At 71.8% G+C, this 12,775-nt stretch carries 11 protein-coding genes; 8 read left to right on the top strand and 3 right to left on the bottom strand.

Features of this window, described 5'->3' with window-relative positions:
- Positions 1-41 precede the first annotated feature (41 nt).
- The 3 genes from ACUXPL_RS05760 to ACUXPL_RS05750 all read left to right on the top strand — a co-directional run bounded on the left by ACUXPL_RS05760 (position 42) and on the right by ACUXPL_RS05750 (position 3,718).
- Positions 42-2,597 (top strand): ATP-dependent Clp protease ATP-binding subunit, encoded by a 2,556-nt coding sequence (locus ACUXPL_RS05760; protein WP_454182489.1) that lies wholly within the window; start codon positions 42-44, stop codon positions 2,595-2,597.
- A gap of 326 nt (positions 2,598-2,923) precedes the next feature.
- Positions 2,924-3,106, top strand: a complete 183-nt coding sequence (locus tag ACUXPL_RS05755; RefSeq protein WP_061867596.1) for an Rv0909 family putative TA system antitoxin — start codon at positions 2,924-2,926, stop codon at positions 3,104-3,106.
- A 96-nt stretch (positions 3,107-3,202) separates the two neighbouring features.
- A complete protein-coding gene (locus tag ACUXPL_RS05750; protein WP_454182487.1) occupies positions 3,203-3,718 on the top strand; it encodes an amino-acid N-acetyltransferase in 516 nt (171 codons plus the stop codon).
- Between the two features lie 37 nt (positions 3,719-3,755).
- Here the strand turns inward: ACUXPL_RS05750 and ACUXPL_RS05745 are convergent, their stop codons facing one another.
- Entirely contained in the window at positions 3,756-4,688 is a 933-nt protein-coding gene (locus ACUXPL_RS05745) for an A/G-specific adenine glycosylase (protein ID WP_454182485.1), read from the bottom strand.
- Between the two features lie 41 nt (positions 4,689-4,729).
- Between ACUXPL_RS05745 and ACUXPL_RS05740 the strand changes: the two genes are divergently transcribed.
- A complete protein-coding gene (locus tag ACUXPL_RS05740) occupies positions 4,730-5,536 on the top strand; it encodes a hypothetical protein (RefSeq protein WP_454182483.1) in 807 nt (268 codons plus the stop codon).
- Between the two features lie 13 nt (positions 5,537-5,549).
- Here ACUXPL_RS05740 and radA read toward each other — a convergent pair whose 3' ends face one another.
- Both radA and ACUXPL_RS05730 read right to left on the bottom strand, forming a co-directional pair.
- Positions 5,550-6,986, bottom strand: a complete 1,437-nt coding sequence (radA, locus tag ACUXPL_RS05735) for a DNA repair protein RadA (RefSeq protein ID WP_454182481.1) — start codon at positions 6,984-6,986, stop codon at positions 5,550-5,552.
- Between the two features lie 89 nt (positions 6,987-7,075).
- Positions 7,076-8,245: an FUSC family protein gene (locus ACUXPL_RS05730; protein ID WP_180536702.1), complete on the bottom strand. Its 1,170-nt coding sequence runs from the start codon at positions 8,243-8,245 to the stop codon at positions 7,076-7,078.
- 226 nt (positions 8,246-8,471) lie between these two features.
- Here ACUXPL_RS05730 and pstS point away from each other — a divergent pair, with 226 nt between their 5' ends.
- From pstS to pstB, 4 genes are all read left to right on the top strand, one after another.
- A complete protein-coding gene (pstS, locus tag ACUXPL_RS05725; protein ID WP_454182479.1) occupies positions 8,472-9,584 on the top strand; it encodes a phosphate ABC transporter substrate-binding protein PstS in 1,113 nt (370 codons plus the stop codon).
- Between the two features lie 107 nt (positions 9,585-9,691).
- Positions 9,692-10,675, top strand: coding sequence for a phosphate ABC transporter permease subunit PstC (gene pstC, locus ACUXPL_RS05720; protein ID WP_418888395.1), 984 nt, complete (start codon positions 9,692-9,694; stop codon positions 10,673-10,675).
- Position 10,676: 1 nt separating this feature from the next.
- Positions 10,677-11,858: a phosphate ABC transporter permease PstA gene (gene pstA / locus ACUXPL_RS05715; RefSeq protein ID WP_036384203.1), complete on the top strand. Its 1,182-nt coding sequence runs from the start codon at positions 10,677-10,679 to the stop codon at positions 11,856-11,858.
- Positions 11,859-11,944: 86 nt separating this feature from the next.
- The gene (gene pstB / locus ACUXPL_RS05710) at positions 11,945-12,724 is read left to right on the top strand and encodes a phosphate ABC transporter ATP-binding protein PstB (RefSeq protein ID WP_073116260.1); all 780 of its coding nucleotides are present in this window, start codon (positions 11,945-11,947) and stop codon (positions 12,722-12,724) included.
- Positions 12,725-12,775 lie beyond the last annotated feature (51 nt).

Raw genomic sequence — 12,775 nt, 5'->3', positions numbered from 1 at the left:
GTGCGTAGTCTCGACCACGACCGTACGCAAGGAGTGTGCCCATGTTCGAGAGATTCACCGACCGCGCCCGGCGGGTGGTCGTGCTCGCCCAGGAAGAGGCGCGCATGCTCAACCACAGCTACATCGGCACCGAGCACATCCTGCTCGGTCTGATCCACGAGGGTGAGGGCGTCGCAGCCAAGGCACTGGAGTCCATGGACATCTCCCTGGGCGCCGTGCGAGAGAAGGTCCAGGAGGACATCGGCCAGGGCCAGCAGAACCCGCCCGGCCACATCCCCTTCACGCCGCGCGCCAAGAAGGTGCTCGAGCTGTCCCTGCGCGAGGCGCTGCAGCTCGGCCACAACTACATCGGCACCGAGCACATCCTGCTCGGCCTGATCCGCGAGGGCGAGGGCGTGGCCGCCCAGGTGCTCGTGCAGCTCGGCGCGGACCTGAACCGCGTCCGTCAGACGGTCATCCAGCTGCTCTCCGGCTACCAGGGCGGCGCCCAGGGCGGCAAGGAGACCGCCGGCGCCGGGGTGGGCCAGGGCGGCGAGGCCGGCCAGAACGCCGGCTCCGTGGTGCTGGACCAGTTCGGACGCAACCTCACCGCGGCCGCGCACGACGGCAAGCTGGATCCGGTCATCGGGCGCGCGGGCGAGATGGAGCGCGTCATGCAGGTGCTCTCCCGCCGCACCAAGAACAACCCCGTGCTCATCGGCGAGCCCGGCGTCGGCAAGACCGCCGTCGTCGAGGGCCTGGCCCAGGCGATCGACCGCGGCGACGTCCCGGAGACGCTCAGGGACAAGCAGCTCTACTCGCTGGACCTCGGCTCCCTCGTGGCCGGCTCCCGCTACCGCGGCGACTTCGAGGAGCGCCTGAAGAAGGTGCTCAAGGAGATCCGCACGCGCGGGGACATCATCCTGTTCATCGACGAGATCCACACCCTCGTCGGGGCGGGTGCGGCCGAGGGCGCGATCGACGCCGCCAGCATCCTCAAGCCGATGCTGGCCCGCGGTGAGCTGCAGACCATCGGCGCCACCACGCTGGACGAGTACCGCAAGCACATCGAGAAGGACGCCGCGCTCGAGCGCCGCTTCCAGCCGATCCAGGTCGCCGAGCCGTCCGTCGAGGACGCCACGGAGATCCTGCGCGGCCTGCGGGACCGCTACGAGGCGCACCACAAGGTCTCCATCACGGACGGCGCGCTCAAGGCCGCCGCCGGCCTGGCGGACCGCTACGTCTCCGACCGGCACCTGCCGGACAAGGCCATCGACCTGATCGACGAGGCCGGCGCGCGTCTGCGCATCCGTCGCATGACCGTGCCGCCGGAGATCAAGGCCTACGAGTCCCGGATCGCGGAGGTGCGCACCCAGAAGGAGGCCGCCATCGACGGCCAGGACTTCGAGGGCGCCGCCCGCCTGCGGGACCAGGAGCAGCAGCTCGAGGACGAGCGCCGCGAGAAGGAGCAGGCGTGGCGCACCGGCGCCGACGCCGATGTCGCCACGGTGGACGAGGACCTCATCGCCGAGGTGCTCTCCAAGTCCACCGGCATCCCGGTGTTCAAGCTCACCGAGGAGGAGACGGACCGCCTGCGCAACATGGAGGACGAGCTCCACCGCCGCGTGATCGGCCAGGACGAGGCCATCAAGTCCCTGTCCCGCGCCATCCGCCGCACCCGCGCGGGCCTGAAGGACCCGAACCGCCCCTCGGGGTCGTTCATCTTCGCCGGCCCCACCGGCGTCGGCAAGACGGAGCTGGCCAAGTCCCTCGCGGAGTTCCTCTTCGGGGACGAGGACGCGCTCATCACGCTGGACATGTCCGAGTTCCAGGAGAAGCACACCGTCTCGCGGCTGTTCGGCGCCCCTCCCGGCTACGTGGGCTACGAGGAGGGCGGCCAGCTCACCGAGAAGGTCCGCCGCCGTCCGTTCTCCGTGGTGCTGTTCGACGAGGTGGAGAAGGCCCATCAGGACCTCTTCAACTCCCTGCTGCAGATCCTCGAGGACGGTCGCCTGACCGACTCGCAGGGCCGCGTGGTGGACTTCAAGAACACCGTGATCATCATGACCACGAACCTCGGCACCCGGGACATCTCCAAGGGCGTCATGACCGGCTTCCAGTCGGCCACGGACACCACCACCGGGTACGAGCGGATGAAGGGCAAGGTCAAGGAGGAGCTGCGCCAGCACTTCCGCCCCGAGTTCCTCAACCGTGTGGACGACGTGATCGTGTTCCCGCAGCTGCAGAAGCACGAGATCGTGGAGATCGTGGACCTGTTCATCTCCCGCCTCGGCAAGCGCCTGGCGGAGCAGGACCTGTCCATCGAGCTCACCCAGTCCGCCAAGGAACTGCTCGCGGACCGCGGCTACGATCCGGCCATGGGCGCCCGCCCGCTGCGTCGCACCATCCAGCAGATGGTGGAGGACCAGCTCTCGGAGAAGATCCTCTTCGGCGAGATCCCGGCCGGCTCCCTCATCACCGTGGACGCCACGGGCGAGGGGGAGGGCGCCGAGCTGACGTTCACATTCTCCGGCGGCCGGGAGGCCCTGGAGGGTGCGGACCTGGCCGAGCTCGAGCCCGGCGCCGGCGATCCGGTGGACGCCGACCGCTCCGCGTGACCCGCGGGGCCTGACCCACGACGCCGGACCGCGCGTCCAGTGCCCACGGCCCGTCGCCCCTCCCCTCGGGGAGGAGGCGGCGGGCCGTCGTCGTGCCCCCGCGGGGACGCCGGGGCCGAGGTCCGCGACACCGCCGCCGGCATCAAGGACGGCCTCTCGAAGGACCGCTGAACCGGCCCGCCTCCCCGGAGGCACGAGAGGGGTTCCCTCGCGGCGGGATCGGTGCCACTGTGGTCTGTGACCGCTCGACGGTGGTCCTGTCTCCGCTTCGACCCGGCGCTCGCCGGGACGGCTGCGGGGCAGCCCCGAGAAGAAGGAGGCCGCCCATGGGTATCGGTGACCTGAACAACCTCGCAAACCAGCACTCGGACAAGATCGACGAGGCCGTGGACAACGCTCAGGAGAAGCACGGCGACAAGCTCGGCGAGCACGGCGACACCGTGAACAAGGGTGTCGACGGCGCGCAGGAGAAGTTCCTGTCCGGGGACGAGGGCGAGCAGCAGGCCTGAGCCTGCCGTCGACGCCGCGGGAGCCCCCGCCCGGTCCGCCGGGACGGGGGCTCCCGTCTGTCCGGGGTCGGGATGTCCGTGCCTAGACTGGACCCCATGCCTGCCGACCGCCCCCTCACCCTCCGCTCGGCGCGGACCCAGGACGTCCCGGCCATCCAGGCGCTCGTGGAGCCGCTGGCGCGGGAGCGCGTGCTGCTCCAGAAGGAGGCCGTGGCCTACTACGAGGCGATCCAGGAGTTCGTGGTCGCCGAGGAGTCGGACGGGACCCTGGCCGGCTTCGGCGCCCTCCACGTGATGTGGGAGGACATCGCCGAGGTCCGCACCCTCGCCGTCTCGGAGGCCCACCGGGGGACCGGCGTCGGGCACCTGGTCATCGAGGAGCTGCTGGACCGTGCGCGGGCCGTGGGCGTCGAGCGGGTCTTCTGCCTGACCTTCGAGGTCGAGTTCTTCCGCCGGCACGGTTTCGAGGTGATGGCGGACCAGTCCGCCGTGGACCCGGAGGTCTACGCGGAACTGCTGCGCTCCACGGACGAGGGCGTCGCCGAGTTCCTGGATCTCGCCCGGGTCAAGCCGAACACGCTCGGCAACACGCGGATGATCCGCCGCCTCTGAGCCGCCGCACCGCGGGCCGTCCCGTGCCCCGGCGAGGTCAGGCCGGGAAGGTGAGGCCGCCGTCGTCGTCCCGGGCCAGCAGCCCGTCCGACACGAGCCCGGCCACGCACCGCGCCCACTGCGCGTCCTCGGGGCGGTGCGACCCGAGCCGCCCCCCGGCCACGACGACGGCGGGCACCTCCGCCTCGGCCACGCGCCCGTGCTCGCGGACGGCGGCCATCACGGCCCCGCGCACCTGGCGGTCCGTGCCGGCCCAGGCCTGGCCGCGCGGCGCCTCCGTCGGCGGCGGGGAGCCCGCCGCGACCCACGCGCACGTCTCCGCCAGGGGGCAGCGGTCGCAGGCGGGGGAGCGGGCGGTGCAGACGAGGGCCCCGAGTTCCATGACGGCCGCGTTCCACGCGTTGGCGCGGGCGGGGTCCTCGGGCATGAGGGCCTGGGCGCGGCGCATCTCGGCGCGGGTCAGCGACCTGCCGGGCAGGGCCTCACCCGCGACCGCGCGCGCGATCACCCGGCGCACGTTGGTGTCCACGACGGTCTCGGGGATGCCGAACGCGAAGCTCGCGACCGCCGCGGCCGTGTACTCGCCGATGCCGGGCAGGGCGCGCAGGGCGGCGGGGTCGGCCGGCACCCGGCCGTCGTGGCGCTCGACGACGGCCCGGGCGGTCTCCTGGAGGCGCAGGGCCCGGCGCGGGTAGCCGAGCCGGTCCCAGGCCGTGAGCACGTCTGCGGTGGGGGCGGCGGCCAGGTCCGCGGGGGTGGGCCAGCGCTCCAGCCACTCCCGCCAGCGGGGCAGCACCCTCACGACCGGCGTCTGCTGGAGCATGATCTCCGAGACGAGCACGCCCCACGGGGAGCAGTCCGGGCTGCGCCAGGGCAGGTCCCGGGCGTGGACGGCGAACCAGCCCAGCACCGCGTCGTGCAGGCGCGGCACGTCCACCGTGGGCGGGACGAGGGGGGCGGGCGCGGGCATGGCGTCCACTGTAGGGTGCGCCGCCGCCTACCCTGGATCGCATGCCGTCTCGTCCGACTTCCCCCGGGTCGAAGCCGTCCCCCGCCGTCTACCGCCGCCGGCGGCTCGTGGCCGCCCTGCTCGCCCTCGTGCTCCTGGTCCTGGTGGGGTGGGCCGTCGTGGCGCTCGTCCGCGCCGGGATCGGCGCCTTCTCCTCCGAGGACGCCGACCCCTCCGCCGCCCCGACGCCGGTGCACTCCCCGTCGCCCGCCCCGGCGACGGACGCCGAGTCCGGCTCCGCCTCGCCCACCGTGGCCCTCGAGGACGCGGCCGAGTGCCAGCCCTCGGACCTGCGGATCGCCGCCTCCGCGGACCGGTCCGAGTACCAGCGGGGCGAGGAGGCCGAGCTGCGCCTGGGCATCACGAACCTCTCCTCGACCCCGTGCCGCACGGATGTGGGCACGGCCCGGCAGGAGTTCACGATCCGCACGGCCGAGGGCGACGACGTCTTCTCCACCCGCATCTGCCAGGCGGACCCCGCGGAGGCCCAGCGGGTGCTGTACCCGCACGAGGAGCTCACCGCCGTGTACCGCTGGTCCGGCCGCGCCTCGAGCCAGGACTGCGGCCGCCCCGGCGCTCTCGCGGAGCCCGGGCCCCATCTGCTGACGGTCAGCCTCGGCGACGTCACCTCCCGCCCCGTCGCGCTGAAGATCCTCGAGGAGCTCGCCCCGGGGGCCCAGGACGGCGGCTCCTCGGCCACCCCCTCCTCGAGCGGCAGCGCCTCCCCGTCGGGGTCCGCCTCCGACCCGGCGTCGGCCTCGCCGTCCGCGGCGCCCGCCACGACCACCGACCCGTCGCCGTCCCGCTGAGCCGGGCGCGTCGTCAGCGGCCGGGGCCGGCCTCCGGACGCGCGCCCGGGCCGCCGCCGGTCCACGTGGGGATCGTGGCGAGGGCCTCGCCGATCGAGCCGACCTCCGCGACCGTGAAGCCCGCGGGGACGTCCCCGAGCGGCTCGGGGGAGCGGGGGACCAGGGCTCGGGTGAAGCCCAGCCGCGCGGCCTCACGCACGCGCCGCCCGATGCCGGGCACGGGGCGCACCTCCCCGGCCAGCCCGAGCTCGCCGACCGCGATCATCCCCTGCGGGACGGGGGCCGAGAGCTTCGCCGAGGCCACGGCGACGGCCACGGCCAGGTCCGAGGCGGGCTCCGAGAGTCGCACGCCGCCCACGGTGGCCACGTAGCAGTCGTCCTGGGCGAGGGCGAAACGGGCCCGGCGCTGGAGCACGGCCAGGAGCATGTTCACGCGCGCCGCGTCCACGCCGGAGACGGTGCGGCGCGGGCTGCCGCCGGCGGACGGGGTGAGCAGGGACTGCACCTCGGCCACGAGCGGGCGCCGGCCCTCGAGCGTCACCGTCACGCACGTGCCCTCGACCGGCTCCGAGACGCCCGAGAGGAACAGGCCGGAGGGGTCGTCCAGGGACTCGATGCCGTCCTCCCGCAGGTCGAAGCAGCCGACCTCGTCCGTGGGCCCGAAGCGGTTCTTCACCGCACGCACCAGGCGCAGCCGTGAGTGGCGGTCCCCCTCGAACTGGCAGACCACGTCCACGAGGTGCTCGAGCAGCCGCGGACCCGCGATGGTCCCGTCCTTCGTCACGTGGCCCACCAGGACCGTGGTGATCCCCTTCTCCTTGGCCGTGCGGATGAGGCTGGCCGCCACCTCGCGCACCTGGCTGACGCCCCCGGCGATCCCGTCCACCTCGGTGGACTGCAGGGTCTGCACGGAGTCCACGATCACCAGCTCCGGGTCCGTCCGCTCGATCTGCCCCAGGGCCCGGCCCAGGTCCGTCTCCGCCGTCAGACGCAGGGTGTCCGCGATCGCCCCGATCCGGTCTGCCCGAGAGCGCACCTGGGCCGCGGACTCCTCGCCCGTCAGGTACAGCACCGAGCGCGGACCGCCGCCGCCCGCGCCGCGGGCCGTCTGGGCGGCCACGTCCAGCAGCAGCGTGGACTTGCCGATGCCCGGCTCGCCGGCCAGCAGGATCACCGCGCCCGGCACGAGGCCGCCGCCGAGCACGCGGTCCAGCTCGCGCACCCCCGTGGAGCGGAACGAAGCCAGCGTGGCGTCCACGTCCGCGATGCGCGGCGCGACCTCCGCGACCGTGGCCGCGCGCGTGCGGCCGGTGGTGGACGTCAGGCCGACCTCCTCGACCGTGCCCCACGACTGGCACTCCCCGCAGCGGCCGACCCACTTCACGGTGGTCCAGCCGCACTCGGTGCAGCGGTATCCGGGGGCGCGCTTCGGGGCGGTCTTGGTGGCCATGCGCCCACTCTAGGATCCGGGGCGGACGCGTTAACCGGCCCGCAGGCGGCCCCGACGTCGACCGCCGGGGCCGCGCGCCGCCGTCGGGCTCAGACGCGGGGCAGGTAGGCCCGCGCCTCGTCGTGCTCGGCGCCCGTGGCCTCGATGAGGTCCACCATCATGGGCCGCAGCAGCATCACGAGCGCCTCGCCGTGCACGGACCCGCCGCCCAGCTGGTGCGGGTCCAACGTGGAGGCGGACGCCCCCAGGGCGTCCCGGGCCACGGACAGCGAGCGATGGCGGCCCTCGGCCTGCGGCTCCACGAGGGAGCGGTGCAGGATCTCGACGGCGTCCGCGGCGTCGTCGAACCAGGCGGCCAGGCGCTCGCGGTCGTCGTCGTCGAACACGCCCTCCTCCAGGACCGTGACCACCCGCCGGGCCACGATCCGCAGGGAGCGCACCGCCAGGTCTGAGCGGTCCGCCGCGTTCACCGCGTCGTCCACGAAGGAGCGAGAGGAGCGGTGCAGCGGGTTGAACACGGTCTGCTCATGCGTGACGCGCAGCTCCTTGCGCAGCGCCTCCAGCGTGGTGTGCGTGCCGCGGCTGGCCACGAGCGCCATCCAGGCGGTGCGGGAGTCGTCCTCCCGCAGGGCCCGGGAGAGGTCGCGCAGCACCGTGGCGATCGAGTCGTAGAGCCCACCCAGCTGACGCACCGCGGGACGGCGCACGTCCTGGGGCGAGAGGAACGTGACGAGCAGGGCCAGGACGCCGCCCACGATCGCGTCCTGGCTGCGGACGAACGGCCCTCCCGTGCCGATGGGCAGGAGGACCACGAGGACAGACTGCAGGGACATCTGCATCGTGAACGTGGCGCCGGAGTCCAGGAACCGGGCCACCATCACGGACACGAACACGACCACCGAGGCCTGCCACAGGCCGCGGCCGAGCGCGACCATGAGCAGGTCCCCGATCAGGATGCCGACGGTGCAGCCGACGGCGACCTCGGCCACCTTGCGCAGCTTCGGCTCCCGTTGAAAGCCGAGGGCGATCAACAGGGCGGTGGAGGCGAACAGGGGCTGCTGGTGGCCCAGGACGGCCTCCGCGAACCAGTAGGCGCCCACCGCGCAGACCGCGACGAGGGCGGCCTGGCCCACGGAGGAGCGGACGCGGGACCAGCCCGCACGGGCGCGCCGACGCAGGAAGCGGCCGAGGCGCTCCCCGCGGGTCTGGGGGTCGACCATCGGCACCGTGCCCGTGGCGGTGGCGAAGCGGTCCGTCATGCGGCCAGCCTAGTCCGACGCCGCGGAGCCCCCACCGTGCGGGGCTCAACCGGGTATTGTGACCCACGGCACAGCACATTCCTGCGAATGCCGCTCCAGTTCACCATCTGTTCACCCCGGCCGAGCACTCGATTCACCTCTGGACCGTACGGTCGAGTGCGGTGCAGAACCGGGCCAGCCGGACGCTCTGCCCTCACCGTCGTCATCCGATTGAAAGAGGCTCTTCGTGAAGGCTCTCCGCTTCGGCCGCTCCGCCGCCCTCCTGTCCGTGGCCGCCATCGCCCTGACCGCCTGCTCCTCCGCGGACAGCGGCAACGGTGGCTCCGATGCCTCCGGCTCCGCCGGCGGCGAGCAGGGCACCACCTCCGAGGTCCAGGGCAACCTGGTCGGCGCCGGCGCCTCCTCGCAGGAGGCGGCCATGACTGCCTGGACCCAGGGTGTCACCGAGACCGCTCCGAACCTGACCGTGCAGTACTCCCCGGACGGCTCCGGTGCCGGTCGTGAGAAGTTCCTCGCCGGTGCCACCTCCTTCGCCGGCTCCGACGCCGCCCTCAAGGAGGAGGAGGCTGAGTCGGCCAAGGAGAACTGCGGCGACGAGGGCGCGTTCCACGTGCCGGCCTACATCTCCCCGATCGCCGTGGCCTACAACCTGCCGGGCGTCGATGAGGTCAAGCTGGACGCCGAGACCATCGCCAAGGTGTTCTCCGGTGAGATCAAGAACTGGAACGACGAGGCCATCGCCGCGCAGAACGAGGGCGTCGAGCTGCCCGACACCCCGATCACCGTCGTGCACCGTTCCGACGACTCGGGCACCACCGAGAACTTCACCGCCTACCTCACCGAGGCCGCCGGCGATGCCTGGTCCTACGACGAGGTCGAGACCTGGCCGTCCGACATCACCGCCGAGTCCGCCCAGGGCACCAAGGGTGTCGTGGGCCTGGCCTCCCAGACCGAAGGCGCCATCACCTACGCCGACGCCTCCGCCGTGGGCGAGCTGGGCACCGTGTCCGTGAAGGTCGGCGAGGAGTACGTGAAGTACTCCGCCGAGGCCGCGGCCGCGACCGTCGAGAAGTCCGAGGCCAAGGAGGACGGCTCGATCGAGCTCGACCGCGCCACCGACGAGTCCGGCGTGTACCCCGTCGTGCTGGTCTCCTACCACATCTACTGCAACCAGTACGACTCGCAGGAGACCGTGGATCAGGTCAAGGCCTTCGCCGAGTACGTCGTGTCCGAGGACGGTCAGAAGACCGCCGAGGAGTCCGCGGGCAACGCCCCGATCTCCGAGGACACCCGCAAGAAGGCCATGGAGCGCATCGAGGCCATCTCGGTCAAGGGCTGATGTCGCTTCCTGTCGGCTGACCCACCGTCGCTTCGGCCGCCGGGCCCCACGGGCCCGGCGGCTGAAGCCGCGTCAGGGCGCTCGTTCGTCGCGGCCCGTCCATCACCATGCACGTCGATCTGAGGGAAGGCACTGTGTCCTCAACCACCAACGAGGCGGCACCGAAGTCGTCCAGCCTGCGCGGCCCCCGCCGCGGAGCCGCCGGAGACAAGCTCCTCTCCGGCGGGGCCCTGGCGGCCGCCGTCCTGATCCTGCTCGTGCTCGCCTTCGTGGCGGTCTTCCTCCTGACGGAGGCATGGCCTGCCCTGCAGCCGGGCGCGGAGCTCGTGTCTGCGGACTCCTTCTTCCAGTACGTGTGGCCGCTCATGGCCGGCACCGTGATGGTGTCGATCATCGCTCTGCTCATCGCCACCCCGGTCGCGATCGGTGTCGCCCTGTTCATCTCGCACTATGCGCCCCCGCGCATCGCGCAGTCGGTGGGCTTCGTGATCGATCTGCTGGCCGCGATCCCCTCCGTGGTCTACGGCGTGTGGGGCTGGCTGACGCTCGCTCCGCTGATGGTGCCGATCTACGGCTGGCTCAACGAGAACCTGGGCTTCATCCCGTTCTTCGGCGGCTCGGCCACCACCACGGGCCGCACCCTGCTGACCTCGGGCGTCGTGCTGGCCGTGATGGTCCTGCCGATCATCACCGCGCTCTGCCGTGAGATCTTCACCCAGACCCCGAAGCTCCACGAGGAGGCCGCGCTCGGCCTCGGCGCCACGCGCTGGGAGATGATCAAGATGACCGTGTTCCCGTTCGCCCGAGCCGGCATCATCTCCTCGATCATGCTCGGCCTCGGCCGCGCGCTCGGCGAGACCATGGCGGTCACCATGGTGCTCTCCGGCGGCGTCTTCTCCTGGTCGCTCGTGGAGTCCGGCAGGAACCAGACGATCCCGTCGGAGATCGCGCTCAACTTCCCCGAGGCGTTCAACATGCGCCTGCACGAGCTGATCGCTGCCGGTCTCATGCTCTTCATCATCACCCTGGCGGTGAACATGATCGCCCGCGCGATCGTGAACAAGCACAAGGAATTCTCGGGAGCCAACTGACATGAGCACTGTCTCGACTTCTCCCCGGGCCACCGAGGACAGCGTGACGCCGCGGCGTCATTCCCTGACCGAGGGTCAGAAGCCCGGCTGGACCTGGATGGCCGTCGCAGCTGCCGCGGCCGTCGTCGCCGCCGGCCTGACCGTGCTGCTCAGCGGCGCCTTCAACGTCGTCGGTTTCGTGATCATCGCCGCCATCCTCTACATCGCGGGGCTCTACGTGGCCACCCGCGTGATGGAGAACCGGCGCCGCGCCGCAGACGGCCTGTGCCGCAACCTCGTGTGGCTGGCGTTCCTCGTGGCCCTGGTGCCGCTGGTCTCCGTGCTGTGGTCGGTCCTCTCCGCCGGTCTGCCGACCCTGATCGCCAACCCGCAGATCATGGCGTACGACATGAAGGGCATCACCGGCATCGACGACTCGGCGTGGGTGGAGGACGGCAAGCCCGCCGGCGGGCTCGCGGGCGGTTTCGGCCACGCCCTGATCGGCACCGTCGTGATCACGATCATCGCGACCCTGATCTCCGTGCCGATCGGCATGCTCACGTCCATCTACCTGGTGGAGTACAGCCGCGGCGGCTGGTTCTCCCGCGCCATCGTGTTCTTCGTGGACGTCATGACCGGCATCCCCTCGATCGTGGCCGGCCTCTTCGCCTACGCCGCGATCACGTGGGTCCTGACCCTGGTCACCGGCAGCAAGTCCACCGCACTGCAGTCCGTGCAGATGGGTCTCACGGCCGCGATCGCGCTCTCGGTGCTCATGATCCCCGTGGTCGTGCGATCCACGGAGGAGATGCTCCGTGTGGTGCCCAACGAGCTGCGCGAGGGCGCCTACGCCCTCGGCGTACGCAAGTGGCAGACCATCGCCAAGGTGGTCCTGCCCACCGCGATCTCCGGCATCGCCTCCGGCGTCACCCTGGCCATCGCCCGCGTGGCGGGCGAGACCGCGCCGATCCTCGTGACGGCCGGCTTCGCCACCAGCATCAACTGGAACCCGTTCGACAACTGGATGACCGCGCTGCCGGTGTACATCTACCGCCAGCTGGTCGCCCCGACCTCGCCCACGGCGGCGGACCCCTCGACCGCCCGCGCCTGGGCAGCCGCCCTGCTGCTCGTGACCATCGTCATGCTGCTCAACCTGGCGGCACGGTTCATCGCCAAGGCGTTCGCCCCCAAGAAGGGCCGGTGAGGCCCGGCCGTCCGGAATCCCCCGGGCGGCCGGCCCCGACCCCGTCGCAACCCCCCAGAGACTTCCACGAAGGAACAGAACCACTCATGTCCAAGCGCATCCAGGCCATCGACGTCGATGTCTTCTACGGCAAGTTCAAGGCCGTCGAGGGCGTCAACATCGACATCGCCCCCCGCTCCGTCACCGCCTTCATCGGCCCCTCCGGCTGCGGCAAGACCACCTTCCTGCGCAGCATCAACCGCATGCACGAGGTGCTCCCCGGCGCCACCGTGGACGGCAAGCTCCTGCTCGACGGCGAGGACATCTACGGGCACGGTGTGGACCCGGTCCGCGTCCGTTCCCAGATCGGCATGGTCTTCCAGCGTCCGAACCCGTTCCCGACGATGTCCATCCGCGACAACGTGCTGGCCGGCTACAAGCTCAACGGCACCCGCCTGAACAAGTCCCGTGCGGACGAGCTCGTGGAGAAGTCCCTGCGCGGCGCCAACCTGTGGAACGAGGTCAAGGACCGCCTCGACAAGCCCGGCTCCGGCCTCTCCGGCGGCCAGCAGCAGCGTCTGTGCATCGCCCGCTCCATCGCGGTGCAGCCCGACGTGATCCTCATGGACGAGCCCTGCTCCGCGCTCGACCCGATCTCCACCCTCGCCGTCGAGGACCTGATCAACGAGCTCAAGGAGGAGTACACGGTCATCATCGTCACGCACAACATGCAGCAGGCCGCGCGCGTGGCGGACAAGACCGCGTTCTTCAACATCCAGGGCGTCGGCAAGCCCGGCAAGCTGATCGAGTACGACGACACCAACGTCATCTTCAACAACCCCTCGAGCCAGCAGACCGAGGACTACGTCTCCGGCCGCTTCGGCTGAGCCGCCCCGCGCTCCGTCCCCGACCCCGTCCGGCCGCACGCCGGGCGGGGT

This window comes from Micrococcus sp. 140720015-1, from assembly GCF_053627595.1.
Note: the sequence above shows the minus strand (reverse complement) of the source record. Positions and strands in the feature narration are given on the sequence as shown.

Bases quoted from the DNA above. Each gene is read 5' to 3' on its own strand.
- ACUXPL_RS05760 (WP_454182489.1), top strand. From the start codon at position 42: ATGTTCGAGAGATTCACCGACCGCGCCCGGCGGGTGGTCGTGCTCGCC.
- ACUXPL_RS05755 (WP_061867596.1), top strand. From the start codon at position 2,924: ATGGGTATCGGTGACCTGAACAACCTCGCAAACCAGCACTCGGACAAG.
- ACUXPL_RS05750 (WP_454182487.1), top strand. From the start codon at position 3,203: ATGCCTGCCGACCGCCCCCTCACCCTCCGCTCGGCGCGGACCCAGGAC.
- ACUXPL_RS05745 (WP_454182485.1), bottom strand. From the start codon at position 4,688: ATGCCCGCGCCCGCCCCCCTCGTCCCGCCCACGGTGGACGTGCCGCGC.
- ACUXPL_RS05740 (WP_454182483.1), top strand. From the start codon at position 4,730: ATGCCGTCTCGTCCGACTTCCCCCGGGTCGAAGCCGTCCCCCGCCGTC.
- radA (WP_454182481.1), bottom strand. From the start codon at position 6,986: ATGGCCACCAAGACCGCCCCGAAGCGCGCCCCCGGATACCGCTGCACC.
- ACUXPL_RS05730 (WP_180536702.1), bottom strand. From the start codon at position 8,245: ATGACGGACCGCTTCGCCACCGCCACGGGCACGGTGCCGATGGTCGAC.
- pstC (WP_418888395.1), top strand. From the start codon at position 9,692: ATGCACGTCGATCTGAGGGAAGGCACTGTGTCCTCAACCACCAACGAG.
- pstA (WP_036384203.1), top strand. From the start codon at position 10,677: ATGAGCACTGTCTCGACTTCTCCCCGGGCCACCGAGGACAGCGTGACG.
- pstB (WP_073116260.1), top strand. From the start codon at position 11,945: ATGTCCAAGCGCATCCAGGCCATCGACGTCGATGTCTTCTACGGCAAG.